The sequence below is a fragment of the Pseudonocardia lutea genome (assembly GCF_042658055.1).
Classification (GTDB): domain Bacteria; phylum Actinomycetota; class Actinomycetes; order Mycobacteriales; family Pseudonocardiaceae; genus Pseudonocardia; species Pseudonocardia lutea.
The window spans coordinates 1-20,323 of the sequence record NZ_JBHSQK010000059.1; the positions used below are offsets into that span (position 1 = coordinate 1).

Genomic DNA, 20,323 nt, shown 5'->3' on the forward strand with positions numbered 1-20,323 from the left:
CCGCCCCGGCGGACCGGCGGACGGCCGCTCCGGCGGACCAGGGGACAGCCGCTCCGGCGGACCAGCGGACGGCCGCTCCGGCGGACCCGCCCGCTGCCGCTGCAGGTCCCGCGGCGGCCCACGCGATCCCGGCGGGCCCGGGGTCCCCGCGGGTCGGGACCCTGACGCTGCCCGCCGGAGAGCTCCCGCTGCTGGCCGCACGGCTCGACGACGCCGGCGTTCCCGTGCCACCCGACCCGGGCACCGCCGCGCTGCTCGACGAGGGCGACGCCCAGCTCGTCGTGCTGCGGTCGGCCGACGACCTCCCGGTCGACCAGCCGCTCACGGTCGCCGTCGAGGGCGCCGACCCGCGCTCGCGGACCGTGGTGGAGGCGGCGCCGATGTCCGCGCCGCAGCTGGCCGAGCACGTCCGCACCCTGCCGGCGGGCGAGTTCCAGGTCGTCGCGCCCGCCGCCGACGGGACGTGGACGGTCGCCGAGCTCGAGTGAGGCCCGGGACCCTCAGCCCCCGTCGACCGCCCGCAGGTCGAGCACGAGCTCGGCCGGAGCGTCCTCCCCGCCCTCCACCACCCGCACCGGCACACCCCAGTCCTGCTGGTAGCGGTGGCAGGCGGCGAAGACCGCGTCGCCCTCGTCGCACGCCGCGGCGGTGACGCTCACCGACAGCACGCCCTCCCCGGGCGCCAGCCGGAGCGACCGGGCCAGACCCGGTGCGGTCCCGCCCCCCTCGACCAGCAGCGACGGCGGCGACGCCCCCACCGTCAGGACCGTCGGGTCGCCGAAGCGCGTGTCGAGGTGCTGCCCGGTCGGCGGGGTGAAGTCGATCGTGAGCGCGACGGGCCCGGCCGCGAGGTCGGTGCGCGGGCGGCGCACCGTGTGGGCGCCGGCGTCGACCAGCGCACCGGCCGGGATCGGCAACCGCACCAGCCGGTGCGCCGCGGACTCCACGACGACCAGCGTGTCACCGTCGACGAGCACGTCGCTCGGCTCGGCGAGACCCTGCGCCAGCGTGGTCACCTGCCCGGCGGCGAGCCGGCGCACCGCACCGTTGTAGGTGTCCGCCACCGCGACCGATCCGTCCGGCAGCACGCCCACGCCGAGCGGGTGCTGCAGCAGCGCCTCGGTGGCCGGGCCGTCGCGGAACCCGAAGTCGAACAACCCGAGCCCGACCGCGGTGCTGACCTGCGGCGTCGCGGCCAGGTCGACGGCACGCACGGCCGAGGTCTCGGCGTCGGCGATCCAGAGGACGTCGCCCGCGACCGCCAGCCCGGACGGCTGGGCGAAGAACGCGTCGGTGACGGGCCCGTCCCGCAGCCCCTCGGTCGTCGTGCCCGCGAGCACGACGAGCTCGCCCGACACCGGTGCGAAGGTCCACAGCTGGTGCCACCCGGCCATCGCGATCACGATCCGGTCCCGCCACCACGCCACGTCCCACGGCGTCGACAGCGCAGGGGCCGTCCCGCCCGGCTCCACCCGCTCACGCAGCGGCGACCCGGTCCCGGCCACCGTCGTGACCTCGCCGTCGGCGAGCCGCAGCCCCCGCAGGGCGTGGTTCACCGAGTCGGCGACGACGACGTCGTACCCCACCTGCGCCGCCACCTCCGCCGGCAGCACGGCCAGGCCCTGGGGCTCGGAGAACTCCGGCGCGGTCCCGTCGCGGAACCCCCGCGCCCCCGTCCCGAACCGCCGGACCTCGGTGAACTCCGCGTCGACGAGCGCGAGCTGGTGGTGCGCGGTGTCGGAGACCAGGAACCCGCCGGGCACGGCCACGACCTTCCCCGGGAACCGCAGCGGCGTCGACGGTGGCGGGGGAGCGACGTACGGGCCGTCGCCCCGCCGCAGCGTCCCCTTCGCGGTGTGCTCGGCGACCAGCTCCCGCATCAGCACGGCCAGCCCGTGCGCGTGCCCCTCGCCGGCCATCTGGGCGACGACGTACCCCTCCGGGTCCACCACCGCCAGCGTCGGCCAGGCGCGGGCCGCGTAGGCGTCCCACACGGCGAGGTCCGGGTCGTCGAGCACCGGGTGGTGCACGCCGTACCGCTCCACCGCGGCCTCGACCGCCACCGGGTCGCCCTCGTGGGCGAACTTCGGCGAGTGCACCCCGACGACCACGAGGACGTCGGCGAACTCCTCCTCCAGCGGGCGCAGCTCGTCGAGCACGTGCAGGCAGTTGACGCAGCAGAAGGTCCAGAAGTCGAGCAGGACGATCTTGCCCCGCAGGTCCGGCGCCTGCCCGCCGGTGTTCAGCCATCGACGTCCGCGCAGCTCCGGCGCCCTCACCCGCATCACGGTCCGATCAACGCGCGGCGCGGCCGCCGCTGTTCCAGACTGGTCGGCGTGCCGGAACTGCCCGAGGTGGAGACCGCGCGGAAGGTGCTCGAACACGCCCTGGACCGCGAGATCTGCAGCGTCGACGACAACGACGAGTGGGTGTGCCGGCCGCACCCGCCGGGCGAGATCGCGAGAGCGCTGGTCGGCGGGCGGCTGACCGCGGCGCACCGGCGGGGCAAGACGATGTGGTGCGAGACGGTCGACCGCGACGGCGCGGAGGGCCCGACGCTCGGCGTGCACCTCGGCATGGGCGGGCGGGTGATCGTGACGAACGACGAGGGCGAACGGGTCGGGGGCGGCCCGGAGCGGCCCGACCGCCGGCCCCGCAAGCCCGAGTGGGACCGGTTCACCGTCGACTTCGCCGACGGCGGGCGGTTCCGGCTGTTCGACAAGCGCCGGTTGGGGCGGATCCGCCTCGAGCCGGACCTGTCCGGCCTGGGGCCCGACGCCGAGGAGATCTCCGCCGCCGACTTCCGCACCCGGATCGCGCGCAGCCGCTCCGCGGTCAAGGCGCGGCTGCTCGACCAGTCCGTCCTCGCGGGCGTCGGGAACCTGCTGGCCGACGAGACGCTGTGGCGGGCGAGGATCAACCCGGCGGCACCGGCCGACGAGCTCTCCCGCACGCAGCTGGACCGGCTGTACCGGAACCTGGAGCAGGCGCTGCAGGCCGCCGTCGCGAACGGCGGCGTGCACACCGGCGAGGTCATCGAGCACCGGCACGCGGGCGGGCACTGCCCGCGCTGTGGCGCGGAGATGCGGCACGGCACCGTCGGCGGCCGCAGCACCTGGTGGTGCACGAAGGAGCAGCAGTAGCCCGGGCCGGCCCTCTACGCCGGGACGGCGGGTTCGGGGTGCCGGGCGCGCCACCAGAGCAGCACCCCGGTGCACACCGCCAGCCACGCGGCGCCGGTGGCCCAGCCGGCCACGACGTCACTGAACCAGTGCACCCCCAGGTAGATGCGGGTGTAGCCGATCCCGCCGATCCAGGCCGCGGCCACCAGCAGCGCACCGAGCCGCAACGACCCCGTCAGGTGCGGCCAGGCCAGCACGACGAGCGCCCCGACGACGGCCATGGACATCGTCGCGTGGCCGGAGGGCAACGACTCGTTCCCCGCCTCGACCAGGCGCACCGCCAGCGGTGGCCGCGGCCGGTCGAGGGTCCGCTTGACCAGCGTGAACGCCGCACCGGCGCCGGCCGTCGTGGCGATCAGCCACACGCCGTCCACCCGGCGCCCGCGGACGACCAGCACGATGCCCGTCACCACGGCGAGCGCCGCCATCACGGCGGTGCTGCCGAGGTTGGTGAACACCACCAGGACCGCCGTGACCCCGACGGAGCGGCTGTCGATCGCGCCTGCGAGGGCCGACCGGTCCTCGCCGGCCGGGCCGACGCCGGTGAACGCGGCCCAGATCAGCCCCGCGGCCAGGGCGAGCAGGAGGAGGGAGCAGGTCGCGGTGAGGGCGAGGACGCGGCGGCCGGGCACCCCACCACTCTGCCCAAGGAGCACGCGAGCCGCCCGCCGTCCGCCCGGTTCTCCAGCCGCAGCGCGAGCCGGTCGTGCGCGGCGACCGCCGTCCGGTGGCGGTCGCCGCGCACGGTCAGCTGCGGCCGCGGAGGGCGCGGTACCGGCGGATGAGCGCGGCGGTGGACTGGTCCAGCGCGGAGAAGTCCGGGTCCTCGCCGTAGAGCGCGGGGCCGAACTGCCGGGCCATCACCTTGCCCAGCTCCACCCCCCACTGGTCGAAGCTGTCGATGCCCCAGATCGTGCCCTCCACGAAGGTCTGGTGCTCGTAGAAGGCGATGATCTGGCCCAGCGTCGACGGGGTGAGCTTGGGGGCGAGGATCGTCGAGGTCGGCCGGTTGCCGGGCATGACCTTGTGGGGCACGACGTCCGCGGCGGTGCCCTCGGCCTCGATCTCCTCCTTCGTCTTGCCGAAGGCGAGCGCGGCCGTCTGCGCGAACAGGTTCGACATGAACAGGTCGTGCATGTCCGCCCCGGAGCCCTCGGCATCGCCGTCGCCGGGCAGCACGTGGTTGGGCTCGGCGAAGCCGAGGAAGTCCGCCGGCACGAGCCGGGTGCCCTGGTGGAGCAGCTGGTAGAAGGCGTGCTGGCCGTTGGTGCCCGGCTCGCCCCAGAAGATCTCGCCGGTGGTGGTGGTGACCGGGCTGCCGTCGCCGCGCACGGACTTGCCGTTGCTCTCCATCGTCAGCTGCTGGAGGTAGGCGGGCAGCCGGTGCAGGTACTGCGAGTACGGCAGCACGGCGTGGGTCTGCGCGCCGAAGAAGTTCGAGTACCACACGTTGAGCAGCCCGGCGATCACCGGCAGGTTCGCGTGCAGCGGGGTGGTGCGGAAGTGCTCGTCCATCGCGTGGAAGCCGGCGAGGAACTCGGCGAAGCCCTCCTGGCCGATCGCGACCATGAGCGAGAGCCCGATCGCGGAGTCGACGGAGTAGCGCCCGCCCACCCAGTCCCAGAAGCCGAACATGTTGGCCTCGTCGATGCCGAACTCGCGGACCTTCTCCGCGTTCGTCGACACGGCCACGAAGTGCTTCGCGACGGCCTTCTCGTCCCCGAGGCCGTCGACCAGCCACGTCCGGGCGTTGCGGGCGTTGGTCAGGGTCTCCAGGGTGGTGAAGGTCTTGGACGAGACGATGAACAGCGTGCTCGCCGGGTCCAGGTCGCGGGTGGTCTCGGCGAGGTCCGTCGGGTCGATGTTCGAGACGAACCGGCACTCGACGTCCCGGTCCGAGTAGTCCTTGAGCGCCTCGTAGGCCATCACCGGGCCCAGGTCCGAGCCGCCGATGCCGATGTTGACGACGGTCCGGATCCGTTCCCCGGTCGCCCCGGTCCACTCGCCGTCCCGGACCCGGGTGCTGAACTCGCCCATCCGCCGCAGGACGGTGTGCACGTCGCCGACGACGTCCTGCCCGTCGACGGTCAGCGAGGCCTCCCGGGGCAGCCGCAGCGCGGTGTGCAGCACGGCCCGGTCCTCGCTGGTGTTGATGTGCTCGCCGGAGAACATCGCGGTGATGCGGTCCGGCAGCCCGGCGGCCTCGGCCAGCGCGACCAGCTTGGGCAGCGTCTCCGCGGTGATCCGGTGCTTGGAGTAGTCGAGGACGAGATCGGCGCCCTGGACGGTCATCGCCTCCGCCCGCCCGGGGTCGGCGTCGAACAGCTCGCGCAGGTGCGCCGAGCCGACGGCCGCGTGGTGCTCGGTCAGGGCCGCCCACTCCGGGGTCGCGGTGATGTCGCGGGGGGTGTCCACGCCGGACATCATGCCCGCGCGCGGCCCGCCTGACACGTCCCGCGGACCGGCGATCGACGGGTGTGGCTACCACCAACGCCGGGTGTGGTGGCGGCGTGCTGTCCGGGGCGGGGCCGCGCGCGGTGTCCTGTGACCCGACGACGGCGCCGAGACCACGGCCCCGCCCGCAGCGTCGACGACAGTCCCGCACCAGAAGGAGCACACCCGTGAGCGAGCAGTCCGCCCGCACCCCCGACACCGGTTCCGCCGTCCTCGCCAGCCCGGCCTGGATCATCGGCGGCCTGCGCAACCGCCCCGGCTACCTCGTCACCGCCGCCACACCGCCCGGCCCGCCCCGGATCGCCTTCACCGACGGCGAGGAGACGGCCTTCGACGTCCCGCTCGCCGAGGTCTCCGACGTCAGGTACCCCTGGTACTGGTTCGGCGGCGGCTTCAAGGCCCGCATCGCCGGCAGGACCGTGAAGATCACCTTCGTCAAGCCGAACGGCATGCCGAGCCCGGACCCGTCCGCGCTCGAGATCGGCCTCGCGGCACTCGGTGTCGCGGCCGCCTTCCAGGGGGTCGGGCACGTGGGCGACCTGGCCGGGCTCGCCTGGATCGCCCCGGGCCGCAAGGCGACGGCGCAGTGGCGGGAGGTGCTGCCGGCCTGACCGGCGGGCCGGAGCCCGGCCCCTCCCGTCCACGGGCGGCCCCCGCTCGCCGACGCCGATCCACCCCTGTGGGTGGCCGTGCGGCGCCGACCAGCGGGGGAGTCGCGGAGACGAACGGTCCGTAACCACCTGCCGCGGGTTTCGTTACCCGGATGAGTGGTTCACGCCTGCTGTTCATCGCGTGCGGATGACGGACCACCGCAGAGACCGCTGTTCGGCCTACACCGGGCCGCGCTCCGGTCTAGCTTCGTCACTCACCGCGGTTTGCCGACGACCCGTAGTCAGGAGAGGTCCCGATGTTGACCCGTTCGCTCCCCGAACCCGCGAAGCACCTGCTCATCCTGCTGGCCCGGTTGACGGTCGCCTTCGTCATGCTGGCGCACGTCTGGGACACCTTCGGGGTGAAGGGCTTCGGGACCGCGACGGACCAGTTCACGAACTTCGGGATCCCGCTGGCCATCGTGGCCACGGCGTTCACGCTGGTCGTCGAGCTGATCGGGTCGATCCTGCTGGCGGTGGGGATCTTCGTGCCCTGGGCCTCCGGCGCCATGGCGTTCGTGATGCTCGGCGCCATCTACTTCGTGCACGCCCCGCACGGCGTGTTCGTCAAGAACAACGGCTGGGAGCTCGTCGCCCTGATCGCGGCGCTCGTGCTGGCCATCGCCGCGTTCGGCCCGGGCCGCTACAGCCTCGACCATCTGCTGTTCGAGCGGAAGCGCCGCGGGGAGGTGCCCGCCCCGGTCGACGTCAGCTCCGACCCGGCCGGGGTCCCGATCGCGCCCGCGCCCGCCGCGTTCGCCGCCCGTCCGGCCCCGTCGCAGCGGTGGGACGAGCCGCGGTGGGACGAGCAGCAGCGCTACGCCGCGCCCGCGCCCGCCCGCCGGTGGGAGGCGGAGGCGTCCGCCGAGCAGGCCCCGCAGCACGTCCGGGTCTCGGCCCCGCGGTCCTACTCCCTGTGGGACGACCCCGCCGCCGGCCCGCAGGGCTCCGCGGTCGACGCCCCGGCGCCCCGGCGGGTGCCGAGCGCGTACGCGAACTCCCCGGCGCAGCCCGCCCGGCACACCGCCGCGGTGCCGCCCGCCGACCGGCCCGTCGACTACGCGGACTACGCCGACCCGCAGGCGCACCTCGACCCCACGCACCGCGAGCAGCACTGACGGGGCCGGGCGCGCCCGGCCGCCGGCCACTCCCGACCTCCCCTGACGAAGGGCCCCGCGGCCCGTCCCGTCCCGCCGCCCCGCGACCGCGGCGGGACGGGCGGCCGCGGGGCCCTGCTCCTTCCCGAGATCCGACCGGGCGCGCCGCCGAGCGCCGGCGCCGACGGGGGACCGCCGCGGAAACCGGTCGCGCGGCAGGGGATCATCGTCGGCGGAACGAGGAGGGATCCGTGCTGCGCCACGTCACGGCGACCCGCTACGTCACGCCGTTGCGTGAGGGCGGGTCGCTGCCCGGCCTGATGGAGGCCGACGACCTCGGCACCTACGTCGTGAAGTTCCACGGCGCGGGGCAGGGCCGCAAGGTCCTGGTCGCCGAGATCGTCGCCGGCGAGCTCGCCCGCGCGCTGGGCCTGCCGGTGCCCGAGCTGGTCACGGTCGACCTCGATCCCGAGCTCGGGCTCGCCGAGCCGGACCAGGAGGTGCAGGACCTGCTGCACCGCTCCGCCGGGCTCAACCTGGGCCTGGACTACCTGCCCGGGGCGCTGGACTTCGACCCGCTGGCCTTCGATCCCGGACCGGGGTTCGCCGGGCGCGTGCTGTGGTTCGACGCGCTGGTCGGCAACGTCGACCGGTCCTGGCGCAACGCCAACATGCTGCTCTGGCACCGCGCCCCGTACCTGATCGACCATGGGGCCACGCTGACCTTCCACCACGGCTGGGCGGGAGCGCTGGCCGACCCGGCCGCGGTCGCCGCCCGCCCGTTCGACGCCGGCGACCACGTCCTGCTCGGTTCCTTCCCGGACCTCGACGCCGCCGACGCCGCCCTCGCGCCGCAGGTCAGCGCGGAGTCCGTGCGGCGCGCGGCCGCGGCGGTGCCGGACGAGTGGCTGGCCGGCGAGCCCGGCTTCGACCACCCCGACGAGGTGCGCGCCGCCTACGCCGAGATCCTCACCGCACGGGTCGCGGCCCGGGAGGCCTGGCTGCCCGCCGTCCGGGAGGCGGCGGCGACCGGCCGTCCGCGCCCGATCACCCGCACCGGCCGCCCGCCGGCGTGGCTCGCCGCCCGGCTGCCGAAGGTGGACCGGTGAGCACGGGGAACGGCCTCGAGGTCTACGAGTACGCGGTGCTGCAGGTCGTGCCGCGCCCCGAGCGCGGCGAGACGATGAACGCCGGCGTGCTCGTCTACTGCCGGGCGAAGGACTTCCTCGGCGGGCGGGTGCACCTGGACCGGGACCGGCTGCGGGCCCTCGACCCGCACGCCGACGCCGACGCGATCGCCGACGCCCTCGAGGTCGCCGCCGCCGTCTGCGCCGTGCCCACCCCGCCACGGGCCGACCGGCGGACGGAGGGAGCACTGGCCGCGTCGGGCCCCGGCGCGGGGGAGGACCTCGGCCGGCGCTTCCGCCGGCTCACCGCGCCGCGCAGCACGGTCGTGCGGCCCGGCCCCGTGCACAGCGGGCTCACCGCGGACCCGGCCGCGGAGCCGGACCGCCTGCTGGCCGCGCTGGTCCTGCCCGTGTAGCCGGTGTCGCCCACGGGAAGTGGCGATCGTCGCAATGGCGTTGATCGCCCGTCACGGGGCAAGGTGACGGGCATGAGCGGATCGACGCAGATCGCCACCGACCCCGTCCCCGCCGCGGCGCTCACCGAGTGGCTGCGCGCCGAGGTCCCCGAGATCGCGACCGGACCGGAGCCCGTGGACGTGACGCGGATCTCCGGCGGGCACTCGAACCTGACCTACCGGATCGTCGACGCCGCCGGCACGCCGTGGGCCCTGCGCCGCCCGCCCACCGGCGGGGTCCTGGCCACCGCCCACGACATGGGCCGCGAGTGGCGGTTCATCGCCGCGCTGGCCGACACGCCCGTCCCGGTCCCGCGGGCCGTCGCCTTCTGCGCCGACCACTCCGTGATCGGCGCCGACTTCTACCTCATGGGGTTCGTCGACGGCGTCGTCCCCGGCGACGTCGAGGCCGGCGCCGCCATGCCCGTCGCGATGCGCCACGCGGCGGGGCTGGCGGTCGCGGACGTTCTCGCGGAGCTGCACGCGGTGGACCCCGACGCCGTCGGCCTGGGGGAGCTGCGCCGCCCCGGCAGCTACCTGGAGCGGCAGCTGCGCCGGTGGCACCGCCAGGCGCACGACTCGGCCGTCGAGGACCTCTCCATGGTCGACGAGGGGCACCGGCTGCTGGTGGAGCGGCGGCCGGCCGACGAGGAGCTGACGATCGCGCACGGCGACTACCGGCCCGGGAACCTGTCCTTCGGCCCTGACGGGCGCATCGGCGCGATCTTCGACTGGGAGCTGGCGACGCTCGGCGAGCCGCTCGCCGACCTCGGCTACCTGCTGGCGTCGTGGGGGCGCCCGGGCGACACCGTCCGGGAGATCACCTCCGGCCCCACCACCCTGGAGGGCTGGCCGGAGCGCGAGGAGATCCTGGCCCGCTACGCGGAGCGCTCGGGGCGCGGCGACCGGATCGCGGGGCAGGCGGACTACTTCGAGGCCTTCGCCCGCTGGCGCTCGGCGTGCATCGGCGCCGGCGTGTACACCCGGTACGCGGCCGGGCACATGGGCGGCTCCGCCGAGGACCCGGAGACCGCCCGGCTGCGGCTGGCGAACCTGCAGGAGCAGGCCACCGCCGCGGTGGAGATCCTGCACCGGAGCGCGGGTTAGGGTCACCCGGTGACCTGGGGTTCCTACGGCGCCTACCTGGGCATCGCCGTGCTGCTCGTGCTCGCGCCGGGGCCGGACACGCTCGTCCTGCTCCGCAACGCCCTGGCCGGCGGCCGCCGCGGCGGGCTGCTCGCCTGCGCGGGCATCCTCGCCGGCAACCTGCTGCAGGGCAGCGCGGCGGCCTTCGGGCTCGGCGTGCTCGTCGCGAGCTCGCGCCCGCTCTTCGAGGTCCTGCGCTGGGCGGGCGTCGCGTACCTGCTGTTCCTCGCCGTGCAGGCGCTGCGCGGCGCCTGGCGCGGCGACTACGCGGCGATCACCGAGCTCGTCGAGAAGCGGCGCGGGCAGGGCTTCCGCCGTGTGCGGGAGGGCTTCCTCTCCAACGTGACCAACCCGAAGGTGCTGGTCATGTACCTGTCGGTGCTGCCGCAGTTCCTGGTCCCGGGTGTCACCACGACGGCCGACGCGCTGCTGCTGGCCTACACCGTCGGCGTCCTCGGTGCGGTGTGGCTCCTCGGCCTGGTGTTCGTGGTGCACCGGGTGCGGGCGTGGCTGGGTCGCCGGCGGGTGCGGCGCACGATCGACGCGGCGACCGGCACGGCACTCGTCGGGTTCGGCGTCGCCCTGGCCGTCGAGTAGCCCGCTACCGGGTCGGCGGCTTCTCCGTGCCGTGCGCGAAGCCGGCCGACTCCGGCCCCCGCTGCGGGCCGCTCTGCCGGCCGAGCTGCTCGAGGGACCGGCGCAGGTCGTCGAGCAGCAGCCCGGCGAGGTCGTGGCTGAACCCGTTGCGCACCACGATCCGCAGGGCCGCGATGTCCTCGCGCTTGGCCGGGAAGGTGTAGGCGGGCACGAGCCAGCCGCGTTCGCGCAGCGCCGCGGACACGTCGAAGGCCGAGAAGGGCTGGCCCTCGGCCACGGTGAACGCGAACACCGGCAGCTGCGACCCGTCCGTGAGCAGCCGGAAGGGGCCCAGCCCGGCGATCGCCGACGACAGCGTGGTCGCCACGTCCCGGCAGGTCTGCTGCACCCGCGCGAAACCGGCCCGGCCCAGCCGCAGGAACTGGTAGTACTGCGCGATGACCTGGCCGCCGGGCCGGGAGAAGTTCAGCGCGAAGGTCGGCATGTCGCCGCCGAGGTAGTTGACCCGGAAGACGAGGTCCTCGGGCAGCGCGTCCTCGTCGCGCCACAGCGCCCAGCCCACGCCCGGGTAGACCAGGCCGTACTTGTGCCCGGAGGTGTTGATCGAGGCCACCCGCGGCAGCCGGAAGTCCCAGGTCAGGTTCGGGTCGCAGAAGGGGGCGATCATCGCGCCGGAGGCGCCGTCGACGTGCACCGGGATGTCCAGTCCGGTGCGGGACTGCAGGTCGTCGAGCGCGGCGCAGACCTCCTCGACCGGCTCGTAGCTGCCGTCGAAGGTCGAACCCAGCACCACGACCACGCCGATCGTGTTCTCGTCGCAGAGCGCCACGGCCTCGGCCGCGCCCAGGTGCAGCCGGTCGCCCTCCATCGGGACCAGGCGCGGCTCGACCTCGAAGTAGTTCGCGAACTTCTCCCAGCAGATCTGGACGTTGATCCCCATGACGATGTTGGGGTGCGCGGTGTCCTTGCCCTCGGACCGGCGGCGGGCCTGCCAGCGCCGCTTGAGCGCCATCCCGCCGAGCATGCAGGCCTCGCTGGAGCCCGTCGTCGAGCAGCCGATCGCGGTGGCCGGGTCGGGCGCGTTCCAGAGGTCGGCGAGCATCCGCACGCACCGCTGCTCGAGGTCGGCCGTCCGGGGGTACTCGTCCTTGTCGATCATGTTCTTGTCGAACGACTCGGACATCAGCCGTCGGGCGAACGGCTCCTCCCACGTCGTGACGAACGTGGCGAGGTTGAGCCGCGCGTTGCCGTCGAGCATCAGCTCGTCGTGCACGATCTGGTAGGCCACGCCGGGGTCGAGCCCGTCGTCGGACAGCTCGTAGCGGGGGACCGTGATCGGCTCGGCGCCGAAGACCGGGTTGGCGGCGACCGGCTTGTCGGCGGGCTCGCGCCGATGCGGAGTGGGCATGCTGCGGACCTTAGGGGAAGTCGGTCACGTATCCCTGGGACCGAAGCCACGGAAGCAGGCGGTCCAAGGCCTCCGCCGTGCGGGCTCGGCTGCCGCCGCCGTCGTGCAGCAGGATCACCGCGCCGGGGTGCAGGTGCTTCTCGACGTTCGCCACGATCTCGTCCGCGGCCGGGCGCTTCCAGTCCCGCGGGTCGATCGCCCACCCCAGCGGCTGCATCCCGTTCGCCACGGCCGTGTCCAGGATCTGCTGGTCCCAGTTGCCGCCCGGGGCGCGGAAGTAGGACACGGGGGTGCCCGGCACCCGGTTCGCCACGTCGGTGAGCTCGGCGGTGATGGTGGCGCCGTCGCGCGCGGCGAGGCGCTCGTCGTGGGTGTGCGAGTGGGAGCAGATCCGCATACCGGCGTTGACGACCTTCGCGACCACCTCGGGGTGCCGCTCCATCTGCGACCCGACCATGCAGAAGGTCGCCCTCGCCCCGTGCTTGACCAGCACGTCGAGGATCTGCGGGGTCCATTGGGGATCCGGGCCGTCGTCGAAGGTGAGCGCGACCCGCCGGTCCTCCGGTCCCGCGACGGGCAGGTCGGTGAGCACCACCGGACGGGCCGTCGGCGCCGGGGGCGCGACGACGACCGGCGCGGGCTCGGGCGCGGGCGCCGCCACCTGCGTGCCCAGGGGCGCGATCAGGCCGAGCGCCAGCGCTCCGAGCAGCGCCGGCACCCGGTCCGCGGCTCTTCCGCGGAACATCCCCTCCGTCGTGCGCGGGTCGGGATGGGCCGGGCGGGTCAGGAGGGCTCGTCCGCCGCGTCTCACCGGTGCCACGCCCATGGACGCCTCATCCGCCTCTCCCGGCTCGCCCGTCACGGGAGTTCGTACCCGAAGGGACGACTCAAGGTCGGCGGACACGCCGGACGACCGGTGGAACCGCGCCCGGTCAGCCGACGAGGCGGCGCAGGAGGCGGCGCAGTTGCGGCAGGGCGTCCTTGATGCTCGTCGTGATCGTGAGGTCCGCCGGATGCTCCTGTGCGATCTCGGTGCTGATCAGGACGTGGGTGCCGCCGGTCGACGTGATCTCCAGCTCCTGGGCGGTCAGTTTCGCCTTCATGGCCGGGAAGCCGTAGATGTCCCCGGCCAGCAGCTCCTTGGCCGGGCGCGTGCTCGTGTTGACCGCGGCGACGTGGTCGTAGTGGTACTCGTGCGTGTCGACGTTCTTCCGCGCGCCGGTCGCCAGGTCCAGCTCGAACGTCATGACCGCGAGATGGTGCTGCGCGAGGCACACGACCGCGACGGAGTAGGCCGTGAAGCGGCGGATCCGGTCCTGCGTGTTCGGCCGGTGCTTGGCACCCGGCGCGGGCCCGGCGAAGACCAAGGGGTCGCCCGGGCCGCGCTCGACCGTCCTGGCGTCCGGGAGATGCACCGGCCCGGCGTGCAGGATCAGGTCCTCGCGGGTGAGCCCGAACCGGTCGAGCACCTCCGCCATGGCCTTGCGGAGGTCGGCGTTCAGCGTGCGGTCGAGGTGCCGCCCGGTGGGCTTGGCCTCGGCGAACTGCATCCCGAAGTGGTAGGCGCGCCATCCGGCGAAGCCCACGACCAGGAACACCGTCGCGATGCCCACGAACCCGAGGGCCCACGGCCACAGGCCCACGGCGAGCAGGGACAGCCCCACCAGGACGAGGACGCCCCCGACCTGCATCTGACGCACCGCCCGCAGCTTCTCCCAGCGCGCCGGCGACGGTCGGAAGTAGCGGTGCACCCACTCCTTGCGCCGGCCGTCCCCGGGCGGGCCGAGCGTAGGAGCCTGCGGATCCGGTGCGGGCATCGGCGGCGGCGCCAGCGTGGCCCGCGTCTGGTTCCACCAGGCCCGCATCCCACCGGTGACGATCAGCCAGAAGTTCCCCATCGTTCCCCCCTGTGACCGGCCCGCGACGGCACCGGTCGGGGAAGGGAGTCGCTCCGCGACCCCCGGACGTTGCGGGGGACCGGGCATGATCACTCCGGTGGAGCAGATCACCAGGCCGGGGCGCGTCCGAGCGGACGAACGGCCCAGCGGGTTCACGCGGTCGGCGCCCGGGCGAGTGGCACCGACCGGCCCACAACGTCCGGACGAGTGGTCCACAGCGTGCCGGGCGGACGGGGTGGGTCAGGAGCGGCCGACCGCGACCGCCAGTCCGGTGGATCCGCGGGCGCCGCGGAAGAGCCGGCTCGACCCGACGGCGATCCGGCCGACCAGCCCGTACTTGCGGGCGACGGCGCGGCGGACGCGACGGGTGCCCTCGGCGTCGAGCAGTTCGGCCGTGGCGGGAACGGCCGGGCCGAGGGGGCGGCCGCGGCGGTCGCACTCGGCGACCTCGGCGGCCCCGGACCGGCGGATCCGCTTGACCTTCCCGGAGTCCGTCACGGTCCAGACGCCGAGCCGGCCGTCGTCGAGCTCGGCCGCCCACACGGGCGTCGGGACCGGGGTGCCGTCCTTCCGGAAGGTCGTGAGCAGCAGGTACTGCGCGTCGGCCAGGCGCCGGGCCGGCGGCCCACCCGCCTCGGTCACGCCGGCACGCTCGCCCGGTGCAGCTCCACCGGCACGCTCTCGTAGCCGCGCAGCAGCTTGGTGCGGCGGCGGAGGGGGGTGCCGGCGGCGCGCATGTCCGGGAAGCAGTCGACCAGCGCGCGCAGCGCCACCTCGCCCTCCATCCGCGCGAGCGCGGCGCCGAGGCAGAAGTGGATGCCCTGGGAGAACGCGAGGTGCTTGTGCGCCTCCTCGCGCGTGACGTCGAAGCGGTGCGGGTCGGGGAACACCGCCGGATCCCGGTTCGCGCCGCCGAGGTGCGTGATCACGAACGTGCCGCGCCGGACCGGGACGCCCGCGATCTCGGTGTCCCGCTCGGCGACCCGGCCGGTCCGCTGCACCGGGGACTCGAAGCGCAGCATCTCGTCGATCGCCACCGGCCAGCGCTCCGGTTCGGCGTGCAGCAGCGCCAGCTGGTCGGGGTGGTCGAGCAGGAGCGCGGCCCCGCTGCCGATGAGGTTCACGGTGGTCTCGAAGCCCGCGGCCAGCAGCAGCATGGCGATGCTCGACAGCTCGTCCTCGCTGAGCGCGCCGTCCTCGTCGTGCGCGGTCACCAGCGCGGACAGGATGTCCTCGCCCGGCCGGCGGCGGATCCGCTCGAAGTGGTCGAGCATCCAGGAGTGCAGCGCGTCGATGTCGCGCTCGGAGCGGCGGAAGTCGGCGTAGGAGAGCCCGGCGTCGAGCGACAGCGCGGCGCCCTCGCCCCACTCGAGGAACTGCTCCCGCATCGACACCGGCGCGCCGAGCATCTCGGCGATGACGGTCGCGGGCAGCAGCGCCGCGAAGTCCTTCACCAGGTCGGCACGCTCACCCTTCGCGGCCATCGCGTCGAGCAGCTCGGTGGCGATCTCCTCGGTGCGCGAGCGCAGCGCCGCGACCTTCTTCGCGCTGAACGCCCTGGTCACGAGCTTGCGGTAGCGGGTGTGGTCCGGTGGGTCCGAGGCGAGCATGGACGGCGGCTGGGCCGGGCCGAGCGCCCAGGAACCGCCGAACGCCAGGGCCGCCCGCACCACGGCGGGCAGGTTCTCGGGCATCCGCCCGCCGACGCCGAAGTCCGTGCTGCGCAGCACCTGGGTGCAGACCTCGTGGTCGACGGTGGCGTGGAACATCCCCGTGTCGACCAGCCTCCCGCGCGACCGCAGCTCCTCGTAGAAGGGGTACGGGTTCGCGACGACCTCGGGGTCGGTCATCAGCCGCGCGCCCAGCTCCCCGGCCCGCACCCGCCGGCGGACCATGCGCCGCATCATCCCGTGCCGGAGTCCCCATCGGACCACCCGGCGCACGCCCCGTGAACCCGCCATGCCGACCTCCTCGCCGTCTCCCGCCCTGAACTTACCGCCGGTAACCAGCACTGCCCAGGGCCGGACCTCAGGGGATCCTCAGCGCCGACGATGCCGTGCCTGCTCGCCCGCTCCGATGGTCGCGCCGCACGCCCGCCCGGCGCGTCTGCTAGATCTGATGGGGTGCCCCGCCTGCTCGCCGTCAGCGACCTGCACGTGCGCTACCCCGAGAACCGCGCGGTGGCGGAGGGGCTCGCGGGCGACCCGGGGGACTGGCTGATCGTCGCCGGCGACGTCGCCGAACGGGTGGAGGACACCGTCGCCACGCTGGCCGACCTGGCGGCGCGGTTCGCCCGGGTGATCTGGGTGCCCGGCAACCACGAGCTGTGGACGCGCACGAAGGACCCGGTCGGCCTGCGCGGCGAGCACCGCTACCGCCACCTGGTCGAGCAGTGCCGCGCGCTCGGGGTGCTCACCCCCGAGGACCCGTTCCCGGTGTGGGAGGGCGAGGGCGGCCCGGTCGTCGTCGCCCCGCTGTTCCTGCTCTACGACTACTCGTTCCTCCCCGTGGGCACGACCACCAGCGAGGAGGGCCTGGCCGCGGCGTACAACGCGGGCGTGGTCTGCACGGACGAGCACCTGCTCCACCCCGAGCCGCACCCGTCGCGCGAGGCGTGGTGTGCCGCCCGGGTCGCCGAGACCCGCCGCCGGCTCGACGCGCTCGACCCGGACCTGCCGACGATCCTGGTCAACCACTGGCCGCTCACCCGGCTGCCCACCGAGGTCCTGCGCTACCCGGAGTTCGCGCTGTGGTGCGGCACCACGGCGACGGCCGACTGGCACGTCCGCTACCGCGCCCGGGCCGTCGTCTACGGGCACCTGCACATCCCGCGGGTGCTCTACGAGGACGGCGTGCGGTTCGTGGAGGCCTCGCTCGGTTACCCGCGCGAGTGGCGGCCGCGCGAGGAGCGGTTCGGCCATCCCGCCGACGTCCTGCCCCGCCAGGTCCTGCCCGTCCCCACCGAGGACTTCGGCGTCCGCCGCTGAGGACGCCGAGAACGCGAACGGCACCCCCGCAGGCGCGGGGGTGCCGTGTGGGCCAGCTCAGCGCCGGCGGCCGTAGCGCCGGTTGAACTTCTCGACCTGTCCCGCCGAGTCGAGGACCCGGGTCGCGCCCGTCCAGAACGGGTGCGAGTAGGCGCTCATGTCGACACGGAGGAGCGGGTAGGTCCGCCCGTCGGTCCACTCGATCGTCTCCCGCGAGGTCGCGGTCGACCGGGTCAGGAACGCGTCGCCGGTGGACCGGTCCTGGTACACGACGGGCTCGTACGTGGGGTGGATGTTCGGTCGCACGCTGTCCTCCTCGGGAGCTCCTGCTACGTTCGCTCATGACAACGGTTGTCGTTAGCGGATGATTCCCGTGGAGTGCACCGGGTCCTGTCCTCACGACGATGGGCCAGGCGCTCCTGGTCGTGCCGGCACTCGGCCTGGCGTACCTGGTCGACGGTGCCCCGCGGCTGCGGACCCGGATCGTGCGACTGCTCGGCGCGCTCGTCGCGCTGGTGGTGTCCGCGGGCTGGTTCGTCGCGCTCGTCGAGCTGTGGCCGGCGGACAGCCGCCCGTACATCGGCGGCTCGACCACGGACTCGCTCCTCGAGCTCGCGCTGGGCTACAACGGCCTCGGCCGGCTGCTCGGCGGGAGCGGCAACGGCGGCGGGGGCGGCGGTGGAGGTGGCGGCAACACGGGGTTCGGCGGATCGGCCGGGAGCACCGGGCTGTTCACCGGCGAGATCGCCTACGAGGTGTCCTGGCTGGTGCCCGCCGCGCTGGTCCTGCTGGTCGCGGGCCTGTGGGTGACCCGGCGGGCGCCGCGGACCGACCGCGTCCGCGCCGGTCTTGTCTACGACCTCACCGGTTGATCAAGCCGCGCGTAGACGTCACCGGAGCGGCCGAGCGGGCGGACCCGCTCCAGCAGCCGGACCAGCTCGTCGGCCGCGAGCCAGCGCTCGCTCGCGAACCGCAGGGTCTCGACGGGGGAGTAGTTGTAGGAGTAGGGGCCGAGCCGGTCCACGAGTTCCAGCGCGGTGAGCGCGGCGTCGTGGGCCGGCGGGAGGTATTCGAAGGACAGGGCACGCAGCGCCGTGCGCAGCCCGCTGAGCACCTCGACCTCGAACCCCTCCACGTCGATCTTGCAGAAGGCCGGCCGGCCGTGCGTGGCCAGGAGGTCCTCGAGGGTCACGACGTCGACCTCGACCTCCTGGTCCCACCGCACCCAGGAGAACCCCTCGTCGGCGGAGACGGTGCGGATCCACTCCGGCGACATCGACGAGACGGTCGGCGTGCGGCTGGAGACCCCGATCCGCGCCCGGCCGGCCCGGGCCCCGACGGCGCCGGGGAGGATCGTCACCCCGGCGTCGCGGCCGAAGAACAGCCGCAGCACCCGCACGCAGTCCGGCTGCGGCTCGACCGCGACGACGCGGGCGCCGAGCCGCCGCCACGCCCGCACCCGGCTGCCGACGTGCGCGCCGACGTCGAGCGCGAGGTCACCCGGCGCGAGGAACTGCGAGTAGAACCGCACCATCCGCCGGTGCCGGCCGGGGATGCCGTGATACATCGCCAGGGAGCGGCCGATTCCCCACGCGCGCGCCAGCATCGGCCGACCGTACCGCCGCCCGTCCGAATCGTCCTCCGCCGGCGAGGACGTCAAGCCCCCGTCCGCGTGCGTCTCCCCACCGGGCGTCCCCTGTTCGCCGGATGGGCACCCGCGGGTCCGCCACCGCATGATCGGGATCGGTACACGGACGCCGGACGAGGGGGAGCCCGCCGATGGTGGACACCACCGCACGGGCGCGCACGCGCCCGGCGGGCCCGGGCGGCCGGTTCCGCGCCCTGCTCCGCGAGGCCCGCTCCTGGCCGACGATGCTGATGATCGGGCTGTGCCTGCTCGCCGGCGTCCCGCTGACCATCGCCCTGACACCCGACCAGGACCTGACGATCCTCGGCCAGCACATCTCGGTCGGCGCCCGCACGCCCGACCTCTCGATCGAGGGTCCGGCCCGGCTCGTGCAGGTCGGCAACACCGAGCTCGACATCCCGCGGTTGCAGGTCGTCGGGCCGCTGCGGCCGCAGCTCGAGATGGGTCCGGTCCAGCGCAACGACGCGGCCGCCAGGGTGCTCGACCCGGACACCACCGCGGAGGCCACCGCGCAGGCCGTCGACCAGCTGCGCACCGGGTTCGTGAACTGGTACCTGCTCGGGACGCTCGGGGTGGTCGGCACCGCGCTCGCGGCGGCCGCGCTGGTCGGCTGCGCCCGGATGCTCGGGATCCTGCGGCGGGAGAAGGCCAGCGAGCACGTGACGGTGGCCGACGTCTGGCACCGCTGCTCCGGCACGATCGGCCGGATGTCGCTGCTCGCCGTCACGGTGTCGCTGGTGGCCTGGGGCGCCTGCGGCGCGTTCGCCTACACCGGCACCATGCGCGGGCTCGCCCAGGTGAGCTCGCTGTCCGACCTCGTCGGCAGCGCCCGCGTCACGCCGGCGCCGGTCGGGCCCCCCGTCTTCGGCTACGCGGGCGCGGTGATCGGCGACTCCCGGGCCGCGCGGGTCGGCGGCCCGCCGGTCGCCGAGCCCGAGGGCGACGACGTGGCGTGCGAGCGTAGCGCCGACTCCCTCGCCGCCGAGCTGGGCACCATGGTCCCCGGCCGCGTCCGCAACCTCGCCTGCCCGAGCGCGACCGTCGCGCAGGGCCTGCGCGGGCCGCAGCAGCGCGGGAACGTCCAGGTGCCGGCCCAGGTCGCGCTGCTCAAGCAGATGCAGGACCTGAAGTTCGTGGTGGTCGCGATCGGGCCCAACGACGTCGGCTGGTCCGACCTGGTCAAGTACTGCTACGGCGTCGAGACCTGCGACGACAACCTCACCCGGGGCGAGTTCGACTACCGCATGGCTGCGTTCGACCGGGACTACGCGGCCCTGCTCGAGGACCTCGCGCAGCTGCCGAGCAGGCCGCAGGTGATCGTCCTGACCTCCTACGACGCCTTCCCCGGGGACACCGACCCGGCGTGCCCGGACGCCCGCGGCCCCTCCTACGCGGTCGGCCTCACCCAGGACAAGATCGACCTGCTCACCGACCGCAACGACCAGCTCAACGCCGTGCTCCGCGCCGGTGCCGAGAAGTACGGGTTCGCCGTGGCCGACCCGGACCTGACCCTGCTGTGCAGCACCTCGGCCGACGGGCTGGGCCCGGACCTGCAGGGCCTCACCGACCCGTTCGCCTTCCACCCGACGGCCGTCGGCTCGCTACGGCTGGCGGCGACCGTCGCCCGGGCCGTGGGCCCGATGGACGACTGACCCCGACCGGCGCGGGGCCGCC

Annotated in this window: 19 protein-coding genes and 2 pseudogenes; 11 read left to right on the forward strand and 10 right to left on the reverse strand. The window is 74.5% G+C overall.

The features are described from left to right. Positions 1-488 (forward strand): annotated as a pseudogene (locus ACFQH9_RS21840) (hypothetical protein); the annotation flags it as partial. Between the two features lie 12 nt (positions 489-500). On the opposite strand, the gene ACFQH9_RS21845 reads toward ACFQH9_RS21840, so the two are convergent. Continuing rightward, complete coding sequence (locus ACFQH9_RS21845; RefSeq protein ID WP_379568482.1) at positions 501-2,285, reverse strand: NHL domain-containing thioredoxin family protein; 1,785 nt, start codon at positions 2,283-2,285, stop codon at positions 501-503. 51 nt (positions 2,286-2,336) lie between these two features. On the opposite strand from ACFQH9_RS21845, the gene ACFQH9_RS21850 reads away from it, so the two are divergent. Further along, positions 2,337-3,143: an Fpg/Nei family DNA glycosylase gene (locus ACFQH9_RS21850; protein ID WP_379568380.1), complete on the forward strand. Its 807-nt coding sequence runs from the start codon at positions 2,337-2,339 to the stop codon at positions 3,141-3,143. Between the two features lie 14 nt (positions 3,144-3,157). On the opposite strand, the gene ACFQH9_RS21855 is transcribed toward ACFQH9_RS21850, so the two are convergent. Together ACFQH9_RS21855 and pgi are read right to left on the reverse strand one after the other, a co-directional pair. Then, positions 3,158-3,814, reverse strand: coding sequence for a phosphatase PAP2 family protein (locus ACFQH9_RS21855; protein WP_379568382.1), 657 nt, complete (start codon positions 3,812-3,814; stop codon positions 3,158-3,160). 115 nt (positions 3,815-3,929) lie between these two features. Next, entirely contained in the window at positions 3,930-5,597 is a 1,668-nt protein-coding gene (pgi, locus tag ACFQH9_RS21860) for a glucose-6-phosphate isomerase (protein ID WP_379568384.1), read from the reverse strand. Between the two features lie 206 nt (positions 5,598-5,803). Here pgi and ACFQH9_RS21865 point away from each other — a divergent pair, with 206 nt between their 5' ends. The 6 genes from ACFQH9_RS21865 (at position 5,804) to ACFQH9_RS21890 (ending at position 10,708) form a co-directional block, all read left to right on the forward strand. Continuing rightward, a complete protein-coding gene (locus ACFQH9_RS21865; RefSeq protein ID WP_379568386.1) occupies positions 5,804-6,247 on the forward strand; it encodes a hypothetical protein in 444 nt (147 codons plus the stop codon). Between the two features lie 296 nt (positions 6,248-6,543). Beyond that, positions 6,544-7,404, forward strand: coding sequence for a DoxX family protein (locus tag ACFQH9_RS21870; RefSeq protein ID WP_379568388.1), 861 nt, complete (start codon positions 6,544-6,546; stop codon positions 7,402-7,404). Positions 7,405-7,634: 230 nt separating this feature from the next. Beyond that, a complete protein-coding gene (locus ACFQH9_RS21875; protein ID WP_379568390.1) occupies positions 7,635-8,492 on the forward strand; it encodes a HipA family kinase in 858 nt (285 codons plus the stop codon). Then, complete coding sequence (locus tag ACFQH9_RS21880; RefSeq protein ID WP_379568392.1) at positions 8,489-8,926, forward strand: DUF3037 domain-containing protein; 438 nt, start codon at positions 8,489-8,491, stop codon at positions 8,924-8,926. The genes ACFQH9_RS21875 and ACFQH9_RS21880 overlap by 4 nt, the downstream gene beginning before the upstream one ends. 72 nt (positions 8,927-8,998) lie before the next feature. Next, entirely contained in the window at positions 8,999-10,072 is a 1,074-nt protein-coding gene (locus ACFQH9_RS21885; protein WP_379568394.1) for a phosphotransferase family protein, read from the forward strand. A 9-nt stretch (positions 10,073-10,081) separates the two neighbouring features. Then, positions 10,082-10,708 carry a LysE family translocator gene (locus ACFQH9_RS21890; protein WP_379568396.1) on the forward strand — a complete coding sequence of 209 codons (627 nt, stop codon included), beginning with the start codon at positions 10,082-10,084 and terminating at the stop codon, positions 10,706-10,708. Positions 10,709-10,712: 4 nt separating this feature from the next. On the opposite strand, the gene ACFQH9_RS21895 is transcribed toward ACFQH9_RS21890, so the two are convergent. The 5 genes from ACFQH9_RS21895 to ACFQH9_RS21915 all read right to left on the reverse strand — a co-directional run bounded on the left by ACFQH9_RS21895 (position 10,713) and on the right by ACFQH9_RS21915 (position 15,975). Then, complete coding sequence (locus ACFQH9_RS21895) at positions 10,713-12,116, reverse strand: glutamate decarboxylase (RefSeq protein WP_379568398.1); 1,404 nt, start codon at positions 12,114-12,116, stop codon at positions 10,713-10,715. Positions 12,117-12,126: 10 nt separating this feature from the next. Next, the gene (locus ACFQH9_RS21900; RefSeq protein ID WP_379568400.1) at positions 12,127-12,861 is read right to left on the reverse strand and encodes a polysaccharide deacetylase family protein; all 735 of its coding nucleotides are present in this window, start codon (positions 12,859-12,861) and stop codon (positions 12,127-12,129) included. Between the two features lie 187 nt (positions 12,862-13,048). Further along, positions 13,049-14,014 carry a hypothetical protein gene (locus ACFQH9_RS21905; protein WP_379568402.1) on the reverse strand — a complete coding sequence of 322 codons (966 nt, stop codon included), beginning with the start codon at positions 14,012-14,014 and terminating at the stop codon, positions 13,049-13,051. Between the two features lie 240 nt (positions 14,015-14,254). After that, complete coding sequence (locus ACFQH9_RS21910; protein WP_379568404.1) at positions 14,255-14,656, reverse strand: PPOX class F420-dependent oxidoreductase; 402 nt, start codon at positions 14,654-14,656, stop codon at positions 14,255-14,257. Next, positions 14,653-15,975 carry a cytochrome P450 gene (locus ACFQH9_RS21915; protein WP_379568406.1) on the reverse strand — a complete coding sequence of 441 codons (1,323 nt, stop codon included), beginning with the start codon at positions 15,973-15,975 and terminating at the stop codon, positions 14,653-14,655. The genes ACFQH9_RS21910 and ACFQH9_RS21915 overlap by 4 nt, the downstream gene beginning before the upstream one ends. Before the next feature lie 162 nt (positions 15,976-16,137). Between ACFQH9_RS21915 and ACFQH9_RS21920 the strand changes: the two genes are divergently transcribed. After that, the gene (locus ACFQH9_RS21920; protein WP_379568408.1) at positions 16,138-17,001 is read left to right on the forward strand and encodes a metallophosphoesterase family protein; all 864 of its coding nucleotides are present in this window, start codon (positions 16,138-16,140) and stop codon (positions 16,999-17,001) included. A gap of 57 nt (positions 17,002-17,058) precedes the next feature. Here the strand turns inward: ACFQH9_RS21920 and ACFQH9_RS21925 are convergent, their stop codons facing one another. Continuing rightward, a complete protein-coding gene (locus ACFQH9_RS21925; protein ID WP_379568410.1) occupies positions 17,059-17,307 on the reverse strand; it encodes a type B 50S ribosomal protein L31 in 249 nt (82 codons plus the stop codon). An 89-nt stretch (positions 17,308-17,396) separates the two neighbouring features. Between ACFQH9_RS21925 and ACFQH9_RS21930 the strand changes: the two are divergent. Next, positions 17,397-17,855: pseudogene (locus tag ACFQH9_RS21930) on the forward strand (glycosyl transferase); the annotation flags it as partial. On the opposite strand, the gene ACFQH9_RS21935 reads toward ACFQH9_RS21930, so the two are convergent. Further along, positions 17,855-18,607: an FkbM family methyltransferase gene (locus ACFQH9_RS21935; RefSeq protein WP_379568412.1), complete on the reverse strand. Its 753-nt coding sequence runs from the start codon at positions 18,605-18,607 to the stop codon at positions 17,855-17,857. The pseudogene ACFQH9_RS21930 and the gene ACFQH9_RS21935 sit on opposite strands and share 1 nt — an antisense overlap. A gap of 173 nt (positions 18,608-18,780) precedes the next feature. Here ACFQH9_RS21935 and ACFQH9_RS21940 point away from each other — a divergent pair, with 173 nt between their 5' ends. Continuing rightward, a complete protein-coding gene (locus tag ACFQH9_RS21940; RefSeq protein WP_379568414.1) occupies positions 18,781-20,301 on the forward strand; it encodes a GDSL-type esterase/lipase family protein in 1,521 nt (506 codons plus the stop codon). Positions 20,302-20,323: the final 22 nt, after the last annotated feature.

Coding starts and splice junctions, on each gene's coding strand:
- ACFQH9_RS21845 (WP_379568482.1), bottom strand. CDS start 2,285: ATGCGGGTGAGGGCGCCGGAGCTGCGCGGACGTCGATGGCTGAACACC.
- ACFQH9_RS21870 (WP_379568388.1), top strand. CDS start 6,544: ATGTTGACCCGTTCGCTCCCCGAACCCGCGAAGCACCTGCTCATCCTG.
- ACFQH9_RS21885 (WP_379568394.1), top strand. CDS start 8,999: ATGAGCGGATCGACGCAGATCGCCACCGACCCCGTCCCCGCCGCGGCG.
- ACFQH9_RS21895 (WP_379568398.1), bottom strand. CDS start 12,116: ATGCCCACTCCGCATCGGCGCGAGCCCGCCGACAAGCCGGTCGCCGCC.
- ACFQH9_RS21900 (WP_379568400.1), bottom strand. CDS start 12,861: ATGTTCCGCGGAAGAGCCGCGGACCGGGTGCCGGCGCTGCTCGGAGCG.
- ACFQH9_RS21905 (WP_379568402.1), bottom strand. CDS start 14,014: ATGGGGAACTTCTGGCTGATCGTCACCGGTGGGATGCGGGCCTGGTGG.
- ACFQH9_RS21915 (WP_379568406.1), bottom strand. CDS start 15,975: ATGGCGGGTTCACGGGGCGTGCGCCGGGTGGTCCGATGGGGACTCCGG.
- ACFQH9_RS21935 (WP_379568412.1), bottom strand. CDS start 18,607: ATGCTGGCGCGCGCGTGGGGAATCGGCCGCTCCCTGGCGATGTATCAC.
- ACFQH9_RS21940 (WP_379568414.1), top strand. CDS start 18,781: ATGGTGGACACCACCGCACGGGCGCGCACGCGCCCGGCGGGCCCGGGC.